The sequence below is a fragment of the Vibrio mediterranei genome, from assembly GCF_900088415.1.
GTDB classification, from domain to species: domain Bacteria; phylum Pseudomonadota; class Gammaproteobacteria; order Enterobacterales; family Vibrionaceae; genus Vibrio; species Vibrio mediterranei.
On record NZ_FLLQ01000008.1, the window covers coordinates 189,481 to 206,564 of the forward strand.

The 17,084-nt window shown below is 45.1% G+C and carries 11 protein-coding genes; 2 read left to right on the forward strand and 9 right to left on the reverse strand.

Annotation, left to right across the window (positions count from 1 at the left end; genetic code table 11):
* Positions 1-32: 32 nt before the first annotated feature.
* From hldE to VME0621_RS20730, 5 genes are all read right to left on the reverse strand, one after another.
* Positions 33-1,463, reverse strand: a complete 1,431-nt coding sequence (hldE, locus tag VME0621_RS20710; RefSeq protein WP_038224335.1) for a bifunctional D-glycero-beta-D-manno-heptose-7-phosphate kinase/D-glycero-beta-D-manno-heptose 1-phosphate adenylyltransferase HldE — start codon at positions 1,461-1,463, stop codon at positions 33-35.
* 121 nt (positions 1,464-1,584) lie between these two features.
* Positions 1,585-4,434 (reverse strand): bifunctional [glutamate--ammonia ligase]-adenylyl-L-tyrosine phosphorylase/[glutamate--ammonia-ligase] adenylyltransferase, encoded by a 2,850-nt coding sequence (gene glnE, locus VME0621_RS20715; protein ID WP_062459958.1) that lies wholly within the window; start codon positions 4,432-4,434, stop codon positions 1,585-1,587.
* Positions 4,435-4,525: 91 nt separating this feature from the next.
* Complete coding sequence (locus VME0621_RS20720) at positions 4,526-5,296, reverse strand: ABC transporter permease (protein ID WP_006074443.1); 771 nt, start codon at positions 5,294-5,296, stop codon at positions 4,526-4,528.
* 5 nt (positions 5,297-5,301) lie between these two features.
* Entirely contained in the window at positions 5,302-6,222 is a 921-nt protein-coding gene (locus VME0621_RS20725) for an ABC transporter ATP-binding protein (RefSeq protein ID WP_062459995.1), read from the reverse strand.
* A 165-nt stretch (positions 6,223-6,387) separates the two neighbouring features.
* Positions 6,388-8,034, reverse strand: a complete 1,647-nt coding sequence (locus VME0621_RS20730) for a SulP family inorganic anion transporter (protein ID WP_062459960.1) — start codon at positions 8,032-8,034, stop codon at positions 6,388-6,390.
* A gap of 232 nt (positions 8,035-8,266) precedes the next feature.
* On the opposite strand from VME0621_RS20730, the gene can reads away from it, so the two are divergent.
* Positions 8,267-8,926: a carbonate dehydratase gene (can, locus tag VME0621_RS20735; protein ID WP_006074438.1), complete on the forward strand. Its 660-nt coding sequence runs from the start codon at positions 8,267-8,269 to the stop codon at positions 8,924-8,926.
* Positions 8,927-8,990: 64 nt separating this feature from the next.
* Here the strand turns inward: can and hpt are convergent, their stop codons facing one another.
* Complete coding sequence (gene hpt / locus VME0621_RS20740) at positions 8,991-9,521, reverse strand: hypoxanthine phosphoribosyltransferase (protein ID WP_006074437.1); 531 nt, start codon at positions 9,519-9,521, stop codon at positions 8,991-8,993.
* Between the two features lie 527 nt (positions 9,522-10,048).
* On the opposite strand from hpt, the gene VME0621_RS20745 reads away from it, so the two are divergent.
* Complete coding sequence (locus VME0621_RS20745; protein WP_006074436.1) at positions 10,049-10,669, forward strand: LuxR/HapR/OpaR family quorum-sensing transcriptional regulator; 621 nt, start codon at positions 10,049-10,051, stop codon at positions 10,667-10,669.
* Positions 10,670-10,771: 102 nt separating this feature from the next.
* On the opposite strand, the gene lpdA is transcribed toward VME0621_RS20745, so the two are convergent.
* From lpdA to aceE, 3 genes are all read right to left on the reverse strand, one after another.
* Complete coding sequence (gene lpdA / locus VME0621_RS20750; RefSeq protein WP_006074435.1) at positions 10,772-12,199, reverse strand: dihydrolipoyl dehydrogenase; 1,428 nt, start codon at positions 12,197-12,199, stop codon at positions 10,772-10,774.
* A 273-nt stretch (positions 12,200-12,472) separates the two neighbouring features.
* Positions 12,473-14,368, reverse strand: a complete 1,896-nt coding sequence (aceF, locus tag VME0621_RS20755; RefSeq protein WP_062459962.1) for a pyruvate dehydrogenase complex dihydrolipoyllysine-residue acetyltransferase — start codon at positions 14,366-14,368, stop codon at positions 12,473-12,475.
* Between the two features lie 30 nt (positions 14,369-14,398).
* The gene (gene aceE / locus VME0621_RS20760) at positions 14,399-17,062 is read right to left on the reverse strand and encodes a pyruvate dehydrogenase (acetyl-transferring), homodimeric type (RefSeq protein WP_006074433.1); all 2,664 of its coding nucleotides are present in this window, start codon (positions 17,060-17,062) and stop codon (positions 14,399-14,401) included.
* Positions 17,063-17,084: the final 22 nt, after the last annotated feature.

The following is a 17,084-nucleotide window of genomic DNA, read 5'->3' on the forward strand; positions in this document are numbered from 1 at the left end:
TCCCTTTTTATTTGTTTGTGCTGACGGAAGGATTAACCTCGGCCACCTTTGATAGCTTCAATGATCTCGGTCGTCGAGCAGCCATCTTCAAAGTTCAGTACTTTTACTTCACCACCAGCAGCGATTACCTCTTTACCACCTGCAATCTCTTCTGGCTTATAGTCACCGCCTTTAACAAGCAGACTTGGTAGCACTTCTGAGATCAAGCGTTGTGGCGTTTCTTCAGAGAATGGTACAACCCAATCAACAGCCCCTAGACCAGCAAGAACAGCCATACGTCGATCGGTTGGATTAACCGGACGACCTGGTCCTTTTAACGCTCGAACAGATTCATCTGTGTTCACAGCAACAATTAAGCGATCACCCAGTTCAGCAGCGTGATTTAGATAAGACACATGTCCTGCGTGAAGAATGTCAAAGCAACCATTCGTCATCACGACGGTTTCACCTTTAGAGCGCGCTTTCGCGACGGCTTCAATCAATGCAGCTTCACTGATCACACCAAAATCAGTATCTTGACTACCGTGAACCGCTTCAGCAAGTTCAATAGTAGATAGTGTTGATGTACCAAGCTTACCAACGACCACTCCAGCCGCTGCATTAGCCAATGCACACGCCTCATCAAGCGGTTTACCTGCTGCTACTGATGCAGCCAATACAGAGATAACCGTATCGCCCGCACCGGTAACGTCATACACTTCTTTCGCTTGTGTTGGCAAATGGAACGGTTCCTGATCTTTACGAAGTAAAGTCATACCGTGCTCACTACGTGTCACCAATAATGCTTCAAAGTCGAACTCTTTAATTAGCGCATTACCCTTCTCGATAAGCTCTTCTTCGCTTTTCACTTTGCCTACCACGTGCTCAAATTCAGCCATGTTTGGTGTTAGCAATGTCGCGCCGCGATAGCGTTCGAAATCAGCCCCTTTAGGGTCGATAAATACAGGAACACCTGCGGCTTTCGCTTTCTGGATATACGCTTGAACATGCTCTAGCGCACCTTTGGCGTAATCGGATAGCACCACAGACTTCACGTTTGGTAACGCCTGCTCCATCTTAGCTAGTACAAGCTCAGGGTCAGTATTCTCGAACTTATCTTCAAAGTCCAAACGAATCAATTGCTGCCCTCGGCTCAAAACACGAAGTTTGGTGATAGTTGGGTAGTTAGGTAATGCAACAAAATCACAAGTTACTTTCAAAGACGTCAGTGTTTCAGTCAGTACTTTTGCTGGTTCATCCATACCAACAAGTCCAATCGTATGTGCATGACCACCTAGCGAAGCGATATTCATAGCAACGTTGGCAGCACCACCTGGACGTTCTTCGTTGTTTTCTACTTTTACTACAGGAACTGGGGCTTCTGGAGAAATACGCCCTGTCGGACCATACCAGTAACGGTCTAACATAAGGTCACCGACAATCAATACGCCAGAGTCGCTGTAATTCGGTAGGATGGGTTTCATTTCTGTACTCCAATATGATGTAAGAGGGCTTAATTATGCCCTCTTGTATTAAATCTTTTGGCTAAGCCATTGAATGGATAGTAGCACAACTCTTCGTTTCAATACCAAGCTGAAGCAAGAATTACCCTAGCCACTGTTTCCATGCTTCAACGACGATGGCTTTCTCTTGAGTAAACTTACTATCGTCAACATCCGCGTCTAAGTTGAGCAAGTTGCGATGATGAATTTCATCACGCAATGTGGTGTAGGCGTGAGTAAGTGCCATCGCTTGCTCTTCTTCCATCACACCTTGGGACATCATTGACTCAAATATACGCACATTATCCGACCAGCGTGTCAGCTTTGGCTTGTCATGACTGTATTGCAACACCAAATACTGAGCTAAAAATTCAATATCAGTAATGCCCCCAGCATCTTGTTTAAGCATAAATCGACCCGCTTTTTTACCCCCTAAATGGTCGCGCATTTTTTCTCGCATATCGACCACCTGTTGTTTCAATGTCAATTCATCACGAGCGGTCCGAAGGACGTCATTGCGGGTGTTTTCAAACGCGTGTTGCAGAGGTGCATCACCGTATATCATACGTGCTCTGACTAAAGCTTGATGCTCCCATGTCCAAGCATCATTGTGCTGGTATTCATCAAAGGCGTCAGTCGGACTCACTAGCAGCCCTGAAGCGCCGGAAGGACGCAGTCTAGTATCCACTTCATACAGAATTCCCGATGCTGTTCTGGTTGAGAATATGTGGATAATGCGCTGTGCTAAACGAAGATAGAACTGACGACCGTCGATATCCTTTTTTCCGTCGGTGTACGCGCTTACCGGACAATCATGCATAAACACAATATCCAGATCAGAGTTATAACCTAGCTCCCACCCCCCTACTTTACCGTAGCCAATCACGGCAAAACCTTTGCTGCCACGATCTTTCAAGTGTGTTGGTTCACCATATTTAGCCGCCATTTGCTGCCAAGCTTGGTTTATGCCCGCTTCTACAATGGCTTCAGCCAAATACGTTAAATGATCACTTACTTTCATAACGGGCAGTACGCCTGCAATATCGGCGGCCGCTATTCTCAAAATACAGGTCTGTTTAAACTGACGCAGCGCCTCCATCTGCTGTTCCATATCCTCTTCTGGAATACGAGCTAGATAATCCCGTAGTTCGGTCTTATAGGACTCAAGAGGTACTGGGTTGTAGAGATGCGCAGGATCAAGCAACTCATCAAGCAAGATCGGATAACGTCCAAGCTGTTCCGAGATCATTGGACTTGCCGTACAGAGCCTCACTAACTGCACAAGTGCAGCTGGGTGCTCATCCAATAGCTCAAGGTAAGTCGTTCGAGTCACAATACGATGCAGAACATGCAGCACTCGCGATAAACCAAACTCTGCATCTTTATGGGCATAAATGGCACTAAAGACTTTAGGCATCAATCGATTAAGTACTTCACGCCCACGAGGGCCTAGTGTTTTCTTGGCAAGATCCGCTTTAAACTGCTGAATGGTTTTCTGTTTGTCGGCTGGATTCTCCACATGAAGATCATGCTCTAGCAAGTGCTCGATCACTTCTGGTCGATCCGCCATATCCCATAACTCATGGAAGTGCTTAGCGATTGGGTTCGTGTCTTCTTCGTCCTCATCTTCGCCAATCAAGTTAGCAAACACCTGATGTACATTTAGCATATGCAACTCAGTTGCTTGAACCATAGCAGACCAGCTTTCAAATTGCATCGCACACGCTAATTTGAGCTGGTCGCATGGCTTATCAGGTAGTGTCTGAGTCTGCTTATCGGCCATGGCTTGCAATAGGTTTTCCAACCGACGCAAGAAACAATAAGCCGAACGCAGCTGCTGGACATTTTCTGACTCTAGTAGAGACAGAGTGTCGATTGCATCAAGCGTTTCCAGTAACCCTCGACCTCTTAAACTCGGTTCACGTCCTCCACGAATAAGCTGAAACACTTGAGCGATAAATTCCACTTCACGAATACCGCCTGGTCCGAGCTTAATATTATTTCCTAATCCGCGTCTGCGAACTTCGCTACTGATCATCGATTTCATGCGCCTTAATGACTGGATAGCACTAAAATCGATATAACGGCGGAACACAAAAGGGCGCAGCATTTTACGCAGCTCTTGGTATTGTGGATACATCTCACTGCCCATTACACGCGCTTTCACCATCGCATAGCGTTCCCAATCACGGCCTTGCTCTTGATAGTAATCTTCCAGTGCCGCATAACTCATCACCAATGGTCCGCTCTCACCAAATGGGCGTAATCTCATATCCACTCGGTAACAAAAGCCATCAAACGTCTGCTGATCAAGTGCTTTGATGATTCGCTGCCCTAGGCGTGTAAAGAATTGAGCATTAGCAATTGAGCGACGCGTCCCCTGTGTTTCACCGTTTTCTGGATAAGTGAAAATGAGATCGATATCCGATGAGAAATTCAGCTCACCGCCACCGAGCTTCCCCATACCGATAATCAACATTGGCTGCGCTTCACCCTCTGCATTGCAAGGTGTACCCCATTCCAAGCAGCACGCTTTATATTGCCATTGATAAGTCTCAAAGATCATCGCTTCAGCTAGCATGGAAAGATGGTGCAGGCTTTGTTCTAGACTCCAGTCACTAGTAAAATCGCGCCACGCGATATATGTCATTTCACGATTTCGGAATCGACGTAACACACGATGACCTTCCATTTCGCTACCACAAACCTCAAGTTGAGTAGCCAATCGCACTCGATAATCCTCAGCTCTACTATGCTGCGAGAGCATGTCAGGTAGATCCGCGAACAGCCCTTCGTCTTTCAGTAGTGACTCTTCCACGAAACAGCTCATCGCCATGACATACTTTAGCTGTTGTTGTCGCTCTGGAGTCCAATGGGATAGGTCAGAATAGGCTTGTTGAATTCGCTCAAACGCTGATTGAGCATCGTGTTGTAATTCGGCAGGCAGTTGCATTTGTCGTCCTTGTCTCGACTGAAACAAAAAGTGGCAGCTACCGCTACCACTTCATTGATCACATATCAGTGTATTACGCTAGAATCTTGCTCTAGCTTCTAAGGCCAATACCCTTAGTCACCAAATGATGGGCTACTCCATAAAGTACCACGATAAACACCAAGAGTACGCCAAAAGATGTCACAATCCCTACATCCGACACACCTAAGAAACCGTAACGGAAAGCATTGACCATATAAACGATTGGATTGATTTTGGATACACCTTGCCAGAACTCAGGAAGCAGGCTAATGGAATAAAACACACCACCTAGATATGTCAGTGGCGTCAAAACGAAAGTGGGAATAATCGATATATCATCAAAGGTCTTGGCATACACCGCATTAATAAGACCACCGAGTGAGAACACCACCGACGTCATAAACACAGTCGCGATAATTACTGCCCAATGTTCAACTTGTAAATCAACAAAAAACAGCGAGACAAAAGTTACTATCGTGCCAACCAGCAACCCACGTACAACACCGCCCATGACAAAACCAGCAATGATGACGTAATTGGGAACAGGTGCGACAAGAAGCTCTTCAATATTGCGCTGAAATTTGGCACTAAAGAAGGACGAAGCAACATTCGAATACGAGTTAGTAATCACCGACATCATGATAAGGCCAGGAACAATATATTCCATGTAACTGAAGCCGTTCATTTCACCGATTCGAGAACCGATCAGGCTACCAAAGATGATGAAGTAAAGTGTCATGGTAATCGCTGGCGGTACTAAGGTTTGTACCCAAATTCGAGTAAAGCGATTAATTTCTTTCGTCAAAAGGCTTTTAAATGCCGTCCAATACAAACCGTACAAATTCATCAGTTTGCCTCCGTTTGATTACGCACAATAGAAACAAATAACTCTTCAAGTCGGTTGGCTTTGTTCCTCATTGACAGCACTTTAATACCAGCCTCGGAAAGCTGAGTGAAAATGTGGTTCAACCCCTGAGTTTTCTCAATTTCTATCTCCAAAGAGCCATTCACAACATTTTGCGATTTAACCCCTTGTAGCTCAGGAATATCAACGCTTGCGTCGATATCGAGAATAAACGTTTCTACATCCAGCTTATTGAGCAAAGCTTTCATCGATGTGTTCTCAATCAGTTCACCGCGTTGGATAATACCGATATTGCGGCAAAGTAGTTCCGCTTCTTCAAGGTAGTGAGTCGTCAGAATAATGGTGATACCTTGTCGATTAATCTCTTTAAGGAAATCCCACATTGAACGACGAAGCTCAATATCAACCCCCGCCGTCGGTTCATCAAGAATGAGCAGTTTGGGTTCATGCATTAGAGCGCGAGCAATCATAAGTCGACGCTTCATTCCTCCAGAGAGGTTTCGTGCTCGCTCGCTACGCTTTTCCCAAAGGTCTAGCTGAGAGAGGTACTTTTGCGCGCGCTGCTTCGCCACATCCTTAGCCACACCGTAATACCCTGCTTGCTGAAGAACAATCTGCTCAACGGTCTCGAACTGGTTAAAGTTGAACTCTTGTGGCACCAGCCCAAGTTGCTGCTTCGCCAGTTCAAGTTCTTTATCAATATCGTGACCAAACACCGAGACCTTGCCCGATGTTTTGTTGACTAGGGACGTAATGATACCGATGGTGGTCGATTTACCCGCCCCATTAGGCCCAAGCAAAGCATAAAAGTCTCCCTGCTCAACTTGAAGACTCACCCCTTTAAGCGCTTCAAAACCGCCTGCATAGGTCTTTTTTAACTGCTCAATTTCTAATGCGATCATAATTTGCACCGAAGAATGCATCATTGGAATAATTTGATATTTCCAATGATATCGAAAAGTTTGAATATACCCTTACACATGATGATGATGGCTCAAGTTTTCAAGTGGTGGTGATAAATTGGCTATAAAAAAAGCGAGTATGTTAGTACTCGCTTTTTATCCCTTTTAAACCGTTGCCTTGTATGCGGCGTCCAGTGCGTGTTCTCGCTGCTGATAGATATTGCCATCCGGAACAAGATCAATAACGTGGAATTTATCCAATTGCTGTCGAGTTTGCGTATTTGGACATAACAAGTACACCTGACATTCTGCGTCTTTGGCATCCTTGATGGCATTTTCTAGAGCAAGACCAACCGTTACGTCGATCATAGGAACATCCGTAAGGTCTAGTATCATCGCTTGATAATCAGCAATACTTGAGTGTTGTCTTGAAATCGCTTTAGAGACACTAAAAATCATTGGCCCAGATAAGTAGAAAAACAGTACCTTACCTTGGGTTTGTTCTAGCAACTCTCGCTCATATTCACTTAACGGCACATCGTCGTCATCAGCATCGCTGATCGCTTTTACCTGACGAGCTTGCTCACGGCTCAATCTTTCAATAATGATGATGTTCGAGATAAACACACCAAGGCCTACGGCAACGATAAGATCTACAAATACAGTCAGCAGCATAACACCGTACATGATAGCCATACCGGCCAAACTCACCTTATGTGCTCGCTGAATAAAGCTCCAGTCCAGTATGTTGAAACCGACATAAACAGCAATGCCTGCCAACACCGCCATTGGAATAGGTTCAGTTAAACCACTTGCCACCAGTACCACCAGCGCCAACACCAATGCCCGCACCACACCCGACAATGGAGAGCGAGCCCCTACTTGGATATTGGTCACCGTTCCCATCGTCGCACCCGCTCCCGGTAGAGCCCCAAACAAACCTGCGATAAGGTTCGCTAACCCTTGGCCGCGCAGCTCCTTATCTGAGTCATGCTCTTTACGAGTTAGAGAGTCACCGATAACCGCCGTTAATAAAGTATCAATACAGCCTAATGTGCCGAGTACAAGCGCATCGATAAGCATGGTAGTCAGCATTTCGGCGTTAAAATGCGGTATAACCAAAGAAGGCAAACCTGCTGGAATCTCGCCAATTCTGCGAATACTCTCACTACTGAAAAACAGCATAGATATCACAGTGACTAACACCAGCGCCACAAGCTGCGGAGGAATATGTTGACGGTATTTTTTAGGGAACAGAAATAGAATCGCTAACGTCAGTAACCCAAGGAATAATTCTGAAAAGTCGATATGGGTCAGCAGTTCAGGTAATGCCTTGACTGTCCCAATAACGCCGCCCGTTGGCGCGGCTTGTCCCAATAGTGGCGCCAGTTGAAGAATCACCAAGATCACACCAATTCCCGACATGAACCCTGAGACAACACTGTATGGCATCAAAGTAACGTATTTTCCGAGTTTTAACGTACCAAGCAAGATTTGAAAAATACCCGCCATCATAACGACAGTGAAGGTCATCGCCATCCCCGTTTCCGGGTACTTAGCCATCATTGCTGTCAATACCGCTGTCATGATGACCGTCATAGGGCCTGTCGGTTCGGAAATAAGGCTAGAAGAGCCGCCAAATAGAGAGGCAAACAGCCCCACCATGATTGCGCCCCACAGCCCTGCTTCTGCGCCTGCTCCAGATGCCACACCAAACGCCAACGCCAGTGGCAATGAAATAATCGCGGTGGTTACCCCGCCAAATACATCCCCTTTAAGGTTTATATCTTCAAAACGACGTCCTAACTTCATTACTATCCTTGAAAATAACCAAAAAATTGCCTCACCTTAACAAATGTGACAATAAGTTAATAACTAATAAGGGCCATTCAATTTTCATAAGATATAAGTTTTTTTCACTGAATCGTTAAGTCACTGATTTTAGGTACATGAACACGTCAGATGAGTACATTTTGATACTTTTTTTTCGAGATTCAATTTGTAACATTGTGTATAGTATCTCGAATTATTGAAGGGAAGTATCATGCCGGAAATCAAACAACTCTTTGACAACAATTCAAAGTGGTCTGAAGAAATTCGCTCCGAAAGACCAGAGTATTTCGCAAAGCTAGAGGAAGGCCAAAACCCTGGATTCCTTTGGATTGGTTGCTCCGATAGCCGAGTACCAGCAGAGCGTCTAACGGGGTTATATTCAGGCGAACTCTTTGTTCACCGTAATGTTGCCAACCAAGTCATTCATACCGATCTTAACTGCCTATCTGTAGTGCAATACGCGGTAGATGTGCTAAAAGTCAAACACATCATCGTTTGTGGTCACTATGGCTGTGGTGGCGTGAATGCTGCTATTGATAACCCACAGCTTGGGCTCATTAACAACTGGCTTCTACATATCCGCGATTTGTACTTAAAGCATCGTAACTGGCTCGGTGAATTGCCACGCGACATGTGGGGTGACAAGCTTTGTGAGATTAACGTTGCTGAGCAGGTGTATAACCTAGGTAACTCAACCATTATGCAAAACGCTTGGGAACGCGGCCAAGAAGTTGAAGTTCATGGTGTGGTCTATGGCATTGGTGATGGTAAGTTGCAAGATCTCGGTGTTCGCTGTTCAAGCAGAGAGAGTCTTGAAGTAAATTACCAAGCTGCCATGTCGAAAATTTTGAGTACCGAAGTACTAAAATAATTCAGTATTTAGAAAAATGCCCATCTCACAGAGATGGGCATTTTTTATGTTTGTACGACCAGATTTATTCCTGAGGTACCACTTTACCGATGTAAGGTAAGTGGCGATATTTCTGAGCGTAATCGATACCAACACCCACTACGAACTCATCCGGGATTTCGAAGCCAATCCATTTAACATCGACGTCGACTTCACGGCGTGATGGCTTGTCTAGCAAGGTACAAATCTGAATAGATTTTGGTTCACGTAGCGATAGAATCTCTTTCACTTTATTTAAGGTATTACCAGTATCGATAATATCTTCCACCAACAGGATATCTTTACCTTTAATATCATCATCAAGATCTTTCAGGATGCGCACATCACGTGAGCTTTCCATGGTATTGCCATAGCTTGATGCCGTCATAAAGTCTACTGAGTGAGTAAGCTCGATGGCACGAGCCAAATCCGCCATAAAGACAAAAGAGCCACGTAGCAAGCCGACCATAACTAAATCTTCGCTACCTTTGTAGTGTTCAGTAATTTCTTTACCTAGCACTTTTACACGCTCATGAACTTCTTGCTCAGAAATCATGACTTCAACAGTATGTTTCATATCTATCTCGATGTTGATTGGTTAACTTGGTCGCCACAGCAACAGTAGCTGTGAGTCCCCTCCTAAAACAGACAACACTATTTTAGTGAAGAAATACCAAGCGTTCACATTTGCTCGGTATGGTATCACTTTCTGACTCAGGATAAAAATCAGGCGAAAATCTGGCGTCAAATTACTCTGTTGGTATAAGCCAGAACGAATCTTTGTTAACGCATGGTGTTGAAAGAATATGACGCTTTCAGCGCAAAGTGTGATATGCAGGTAAATTAATGCTAATTATGAAAATTATCAGTGTATGACTATTGACCAAAGCACATATGCACCATTACACTTATCAAACAAAAGAAAAAATAGAGCATGTGATTTCCAAAATGGAAATTGTTAACCAAAAACTAACATTAATATGCCAGTTATTGTGTATAACAGCTTTCATATTGGACCAAATCTCTGACTCTGTATAACAAACAGGGCGCAGTTGGACGTACTCATAGAGTTACCAGCCCTACCAACGTTGGCAAGGAAATATTATGGACTCAATAGTAAAAAGACCTAGAACTCGCTTATCTCCACAAAAGCGCAAGTTACAGCTTATGGAGATTGCACTAGAAGTATTCGCGAAACGCGGCATTGGTCGTGGAGGTCACGCGGATATCGCAGAAATTGCACAAGTTTCAGTAGCAACGGTATTCAACTACTTCCCAACACGAGAAGACTTGGTTGATGAAGTACTTAACCACGTCGTCTGTCAGTATTCCAACTTCTTATCAAATACCATTGACCTTGATGTCGACATCAAAGAAAACCTAACCAATATTCTTGATGGTGTGGTGGATATGGTGATCGAAGACTGTCACTGGAATAAGGTATGGTTTGAATGGAGTACATCTACGCGCGATGAAGTTTGGCCATTGTTTGTTTCATCGAACAAAACTAGCCAAGCACTGATTGAAAACATGTTCATTAAAGCCATTGAACGTGGCGAAGTCTGCTCTCAACACAACACTAAGCATCTTACTAGCCTATTCCACGGTATTTGCTATTCACTGTTTGTTGAAGCTAATCGCAGTAGTGATGGTGAATCCATCAAGTCGTTGACCGACTGCTATATGGATATGGTTTGCATCTACGAGAAAGATAGCCGCCACTAAAAAACAGCCCTTGAGCACAAATGCTTAAGGGCTTGATTTTAAATAGTATCTATAAAAAAAACGGCCAGTATGATACTGGCCGTTTTTGTCTTCACTCAGAAATTATTTCTTTTTCTTCGCTTTTGCATTTGGAAGGTCAGTGATAGTGCCTTCAAATACTTCTGCTGCAAGACCAACAGATTCGTGAAGCGTTGGGTGAGCGTGGATAGTCAATGCGATATCTTCTGCATCACAACCCATCTCGATCGCTAGACCGATTTCACCAAGCAGTTCACCACCGTTAGTACCCACGATAGCACCGCCAATTACGCGATGAGTATCTTTATCGAAAATAAGCTTAGTCATACCGTCTGCGCAGTCAGATGCGATTGCACGACCTGACGCTGCCCATGGGAATGTCGCCGTTTCGTAGTTGATGCCTTCTGCTTTCGCTTCTTTCTCAGTCTTACCAACCCAAGCTACTTCTGGTTCAGTGTAAGCAATTGAAGGAATCACTTTCGGGTCAAAGTAGTGCTTCTTACCAGAGATAACCTCTGCCGCTACGTGACCTTCATGCACGCCTTTGTGAGCAAGCATTGGTTGACCAACGATATCACCGATTGCATGGATGTGAGGGACGTTTGTGCGCATTTGCTTATCAACATTGATAAAACCACGCTCGTCTACTTCAATACCCGCTTTTTCTGCATCAAGCAGTTTGCCGTTTGGTACACGGCCGATAGCCACAAGCACTGCATCGTAACGCTCAGCTTCAGAAGGTGCTTTCTTACCTTCCATTGAAACGTAGATGCCGTCTTCTTTAGCTTCAACTGCCGTCACCTTGGTTTCAAGCATCAAGTTGAACTTGTTCTTAATACGCTTGGTGTAGACTTTAACCATATCTTTGTCCGCAGCTGGGATAAGTTGGTCAAACATTTCTACAACATCAATCTGAGATCCCAGAGAGTGATATACCGTCGCCATTTCTAGACCGATGATACCACCGCCCATGATAAGCAGTTTTCCTGGTACTTCTTTCAGCTCTAGCGCATCAGTAGAATCCCAAATACGTGGGTCTTCATGCGGGATGAATGGCAATTTAATAGGGCGTGAACCCGCAGCTACAATGGCGTTGTCGAAGTTAACAACAGTTTTACCGTCTTCGCCTTCAACTTCAATTGAGTTAGGACCAGTAAACTTACCGAAACCGTTAACCACATTTACTTTACGCATCTTAGCCATACCGCCAAGACCACCAGTAAGTTGGTTAATAACTTTTTCTTTCCATAGACGAATCTTATCGATATCAGTCTGTGGCTCACCAAATACGATACCGTGGTCAGCAAGCGCTTTTGCTTCTTCGATAACTTTAGCAACGTGAAGTAGTGCTTTAGATGGGATACAACCCACATTCAGACACACACCACCAAGCGTGCTATAACGTTCAATAAGAACGGTTTCTAGGCCTAAATCGGCACAACGGAATGCAGCGGAGTAACCAGCAGGACCGGCACCAAGTACTACCACCTGGGCTTTAATTTCTTTGCTCATTTTGACCTCTTGTAGTCATTATCCCTAACAGGCTGAGTGGGTATTGATTTTTATATGCTTAGACTTCGTTTTAAACAGACGTTCTATTAAACAAATAACTTAAACAATTATGATTTCAGACCGCCAACATTTTACAGAGATGTTAATGGTGTGAAAAGTAAATCAATTTAGCCTGTGAGCTAGACAACAATTCACGTTGGAAATGTTGTATTAATTTGTTTTCCCCTCACTCGCTCCCCTTTGATTAGGGGGAGCGAGAGTGGGAAAGTTATCTTACAGTACTAGACGACGAATATCGCTTAGGCAGCTGTTTAGATAAGTAATGAAACGTGCACCTTCTGCACCATCAATCACACGGTGATCGTATGATAGAGACAGAGGTAGCTGCAGACGTGGTTCGAATTCTTTACCGTTCCACACAGGCTTCATTTCAGACTTAGATACACCAAGGATACCTACTTCAGGCGCATTTACGATAGGCGTAAATGCTGTACCACCGATGCCACCTAGGCTTGAGATAGTGAAACAGCCACCTTGCATGTCAGCCGCAGTTAATTTACCTGCACGTGCTTTCTTAGAAATTACCATTAGCTCTTCAGATAGCTCGTAGATGCCTTTCTTGTTTACATCTTTGAATACTGGAACAACAAGGCCGTTTGGCGTATCAACCGCGATACCAACGTTCACGTACTTCTTAAGAATGATGCTCTCGCCATCTTCTGATAGAGAAGAGTTAAACGCTGGGAATGCTTCTAGTGCTTTTGCAACAGCTTTCATGATGAACACAAGTGGAGTGATCTTCATGCCTGAATCTTTCTTCGCTTCGATAGCGTTTTGCTCTTTACGGAACGCTTCTAGGGCTGTGATATCAGCGTTATCCCACTGTGTAACGTGCGGGATCATTACCCAGTTACGGTGTAGGTTAGCACCAGAGATCTTCTTGATCTTAGAAAGCTTCTGAACTTCAGTCTCACCAAACTTGCTGAAGTCAACCTTCGGCCAAGGTAGTAGACCAAGAGCAGAGCCGTCACCGCCTTTGCCAGATGCCGCAGCACCAGACTCAAGACGCTTAAGTGCATCTTTAACGTAAGACTGAACGTCTTCTTTAAGGATACGGCTCTTACGACCAGTACCTTTAACCTTAGAAAGGTTAACGCCAAATTCGCGAGCTAGACGACGAACAACTGGAGACGCGTGTGCGTAATCGTTGTTTTCTTGGAAATCGTTTGCTGCAGGTGCAGCTGCTGAAGCTTCAGCTTTTGGTGCTGGAGCAGGTGCTGCCGCTTGAGCAGGAGCCGCTACTGGAGCCGGAGCCGCACCAGCAACCGGAGTGCCGGCCACCTCAAATACCATGATTAGAGAGCCAGTCGTTACTTTATCGCCAGCTGCAATTTTAATTTCTTTTACTGTACCTGCAAATGGTGCTGGAACTTCCATTGAAGCCTTGTCGCCTTCCACAGTGATTAGAGATTGCTCTTCTTCTACTGTGTCGCCAACCGCTACCATTACTTCAGTAACTTCAACTTCGTCACCGCCGATATCTGGAACGTTTACTTCTTTCGCCGCAGACGCTGCTGGAGCCGCTGCCACTGGAGCTTCAATTGCCGCTGGAGCGCCAGAACCTGCTACCGAAGTGCCGGCCACTTCAAATACCATCACTAGAGAGCCAGTAGATACTGAATCACCAGTAGCGATCTTGATCTCTTTAACAGTACCAGCGAATGGTGCTGGTACTTCCATTGATGCTTTGTCGCCTTCAACCGTTAGAAGAGATTGCTCTTCTTCGATGCTGTCGCCAACTGCAACCATGATTTCAGTCACTTCAACTTCATCGCCACCAATATCTGGAACGTGAACTTCTTTAAGTTCAGCCGCCGCTGCTGGAGCTGCTGCTGGAGCCGCCTCTGCCGCAGGAGCAGGTGCAGCGTCAGCTGCACCCTCGGCTTCGAAAATCATGATAAGAGAACCTGTAGTAACAGAATCGCCTTCCGCTACTTTGATTTCTTTAACGATACCTGCTTGAGACGCTGGAACTTCCATAGAAGCTTTGTCGCCTTCAACAGTGATAAGAGACTGCTCTTCTTCTACCTTGTCGCCAACGCTTACAAGAATCTCAGTAACTTCAACCTCATCCGCACCGATGTCAGGTACATTAATTTCGATTGCCATTGCTTATTTACCTTCTAATTAAGCGCTGTATTAAGCGTAAAGTGGGTTAGTTTTTTCAGTGTCGATGTTGAACTTAGCAATTGCTTCAGTCACAACAGACTTCTCAACATCACCGCGCTTCGCTAGTTCAGTTAGTGCTGCAACTACCACGTAGCCTGCGTTAACTTCGAAGTGACGACGTAGGTTTTCACGGCTGTCTGAACGGCCGTAACCATCTGTACCAAGTACTTTATATGACTCTGAAGGCATGAACGCTCGAACTTGCTCAGAGTAGTTCTTCATGTAGTCAGTCGCGGCGATTGCAGGCTCAGTACCCATTACTTGTGCAATGTAAGGTACTTTAGCTTCTGCTTCTGGGTGAAGCATGTTGAAACGCTCTGCGTCTTGACCATCTCGAGTTAGCTCGTTGAACGATGTTACAGAGAACACGTCAGATGCAATGCCGTACTCTTCGCTTAGGATAGTCGCTGCTTTGCGTACTTCGTTCATGATAGTACCAGAGCCCATTAGCTGAACTTTAGACTTATCACCAGCGTAAGATTCAAGCTTGTAAATACCCTTACGGATGCCTTCTTCAGCGCCTTCTGGCATTGCTGGCATTGCGTAGTTTTCGTTCATCACAGTTAGGTAGTAGAACACGTTCTCTTGGTTCTCACCGTACATGCGACGGATACCGTCTTGCATGATTACCGCAACTTCGTAAGCGAATGTTGGGTCGTAAGAGATACAGTTAGGTACTGTGTTCGCCATGATGTGCGAGTGACCATCTTCGTGCTGTAGACCTTCACCATTTAGTGTTGTACGGCCAGCTGTAGCACCTAATAAGAAACCACGAGCTTGTTGGTCACCTGCCATCCATGCCATATCACCTACACGTTGGAAACCAAACATTGAGTAGTAAATATAGAACGGAATCATTGGTAGATCGTTAGTGCTGTATGAAGTTGCAGCGGCAACCCAAGAAGCCATTGAGCCTAGCTCGTTGATACCTTCTTGCAGAACCTGACCAGAGGTTGCTTCTTTGTAGTAAGAAACGATGCCTTTATCTTCTGGTGTGTATTCCTGACCGTGTGGGTTGTAGATACCGATCTGACGGAATAGACCTTCCATACCAAACGTACGAGCTTCGTCACAGATGATAGGAACAACGTTCTTACCAATGTTCTTGTTCTTAAGCAGGATATTAAGCGTACGAACGTATGCCATCGTAGTTGAGATGTCACGCTTCTGCTCGCTTAGTAGCGGCGCAAACTCTTCTAGCTCAGGAACTTTAAATTCTTGAGTGAACTTAGGTAGACGCTGTGGCGTGTAACCTTTAAGTGCTTTACGACGAGCGTGTAGGTATTCGTATTCCGCACTACCTTCTTCCAGTTTTAGGTATGGAAGCTCTGCTACTTTCTCATCAGTTAGAATGTCTTGAAGACCTAGACGGTCACGTAGGTGTAGTACGTGAGTCATGTCCATCTTCTTAACTTGGTGTGCGATGTTCTTACCTTCAGCAGCATCACCCATACCGTAACCTTTAACTGTCTTAGCTAGGATTACTGTAGGACGGCCTTTAGTTTCTGCCGCATTTTTATACGCTGCATACAGCTTAGAAGAATCGTGACCACCACGCTTAAGCGCGAAGATTTCGTCATCTGTCATGTCAGCAACAAGTGCTGCTGTTTCTGGGTACTTGCCAAAGAAGTGCTCACGTACGTACGCGCCATCTTTAGACTTAAATGTTTGGTAGTCACCATCTACAGTTTCGTTCATTAGCTGTAGTAGTTTGCCTGACGTATCTTTCGCCAGTAGTGCATCCCAGTTGTTACCCCAGATAACTTTAACAACGTTCCAGCCAGCGCCTTTAAATAGACCTTCTAGCTCTTGGATGATGCTACCGTTACCCATTACAGGTCCATCTAGGCGCTGAAGGTTACAGTTGATTAGGAAGCATAGGTTATCTAGCTTCTCACGCGCAGCGAAAGACAGTGAACCACGTGATTCTGGCTCATCCATCTCACCATCACCTAGGAAGGCGTAAACACGTTGAGCTGACGTATCTTTAAGGCCGCGACCGTTTAGGTACTTAAGGAAACGCGCTTGGTAGATCGAAGAAATTGGACCTAGACCCATAGATACTGTTGGGAACTGCCAGAACTCAGGCATCAGTTTAGGGTGTGGGTATGAAGGAATACCTTTACCATCGACTTCTTGACGGAAGTTATCTAGCTGCTCTTCAGTTAGACGACCTTCAACGAATGCGCGAGAGTAGATACCTGGTGAGATATGACCTTGATAATAAACTAGATCGCCACCGTCTGTTTCGTTAGGAGCACGGAAGAAGTGGTTGAAGCACACTTCATAGAATGCTGCTGCAGACTGGTAAGAAGCCATGTGACCACCAAGGTCTAGGTCTTTCTTAGAAGCACGCAATACGATCATGATTGCGTTCCAGCGAATAATCGAACGAATACGACGCTCAAGCGTGGTATCACCAGGGTAAGCTGGTTCTTGTGCTGCTGGAATAGTGTTGATGTAGTTAGTGTTGATACCTGTTGGCATATCAACGCCGTCTAAACGTGCTTTCTCTAGAACTGTTTCTAGTAGGAACTGCGCGCGTTCTACACCTTCTTCGCGAACAACGGACTCAAGTGCTTGTAGCCAATCTTGAGTTTCCAGTGCATCTACGTCATGCTTCATGTCAGACATGGCGATCTTTCCTTCTGTTGGT

Coding starts and splice junctions, on each gene's coding strand:
- hldE (WP_038224335.1), bottom strand. CDS start 1,463: ATGAAACCCATCCTACCGAATTACAGCGACTCTGGCGTATTGATTGTC.
- can (WP_006074438.1), top strand. CDS start 8,267: ATGCCGGAAATCAAACAACTCTTTGACAACAATTCAAAGTGGTCTGAA.
- VME0621_RS20725 (WP_062459995.1), bottom strand. CDS start 6,222: ATGATCGCATTAGAAATTGAGCAGTTAAAAAAGACCTATGCAGGCGGT.
- lpdA (WP_006074435.1), bottom strand. CDS start 12,199: ATGAGCAAAGAAATTAAAGCCCAGGTGGTAGTACTTGGTGCCGGTCCT.
- aceE (WP_006074433.1), bottom strand. CDS start 17,062: ATGTCTGACATGAAGCATGACGTAGATGCACTGGAAACTCAAGATTGG.
- aceF (WP_062459962.1), bottom strand. CDS start 14,368: ATGGCAATCGAAATTAATGTACCTGACATCGGTGCGGATGAGGTTGAA.
- VME0621_RS20745 (WP_006074436.1), top strand. CDS start 10,049: ATGGACTCAATAGTAAAAAGACCTAGAACTCGCTTATCTCCACAAAAG.
- glnE (WP_062459958.1), bottom strand. CDS start 4,434: ATGCAACTGCCTGCCGAATTACAACACGATGCTCAATCAGCGTTTGAG.
- hpt (WP_006074437.1), bottom strand. CDS start 9,521: ATGAAACATACTGTTGAAGTCATGATTTCTGAGCAAGAAGTTCATGAG.
- VME0621_RS20730 (WP_062459960.1), bottom strand. CDS start 8,034: ATGAAGTTAGGACGTCGTTTTGAAGATATAAACCTTAAAGGGGATGTA.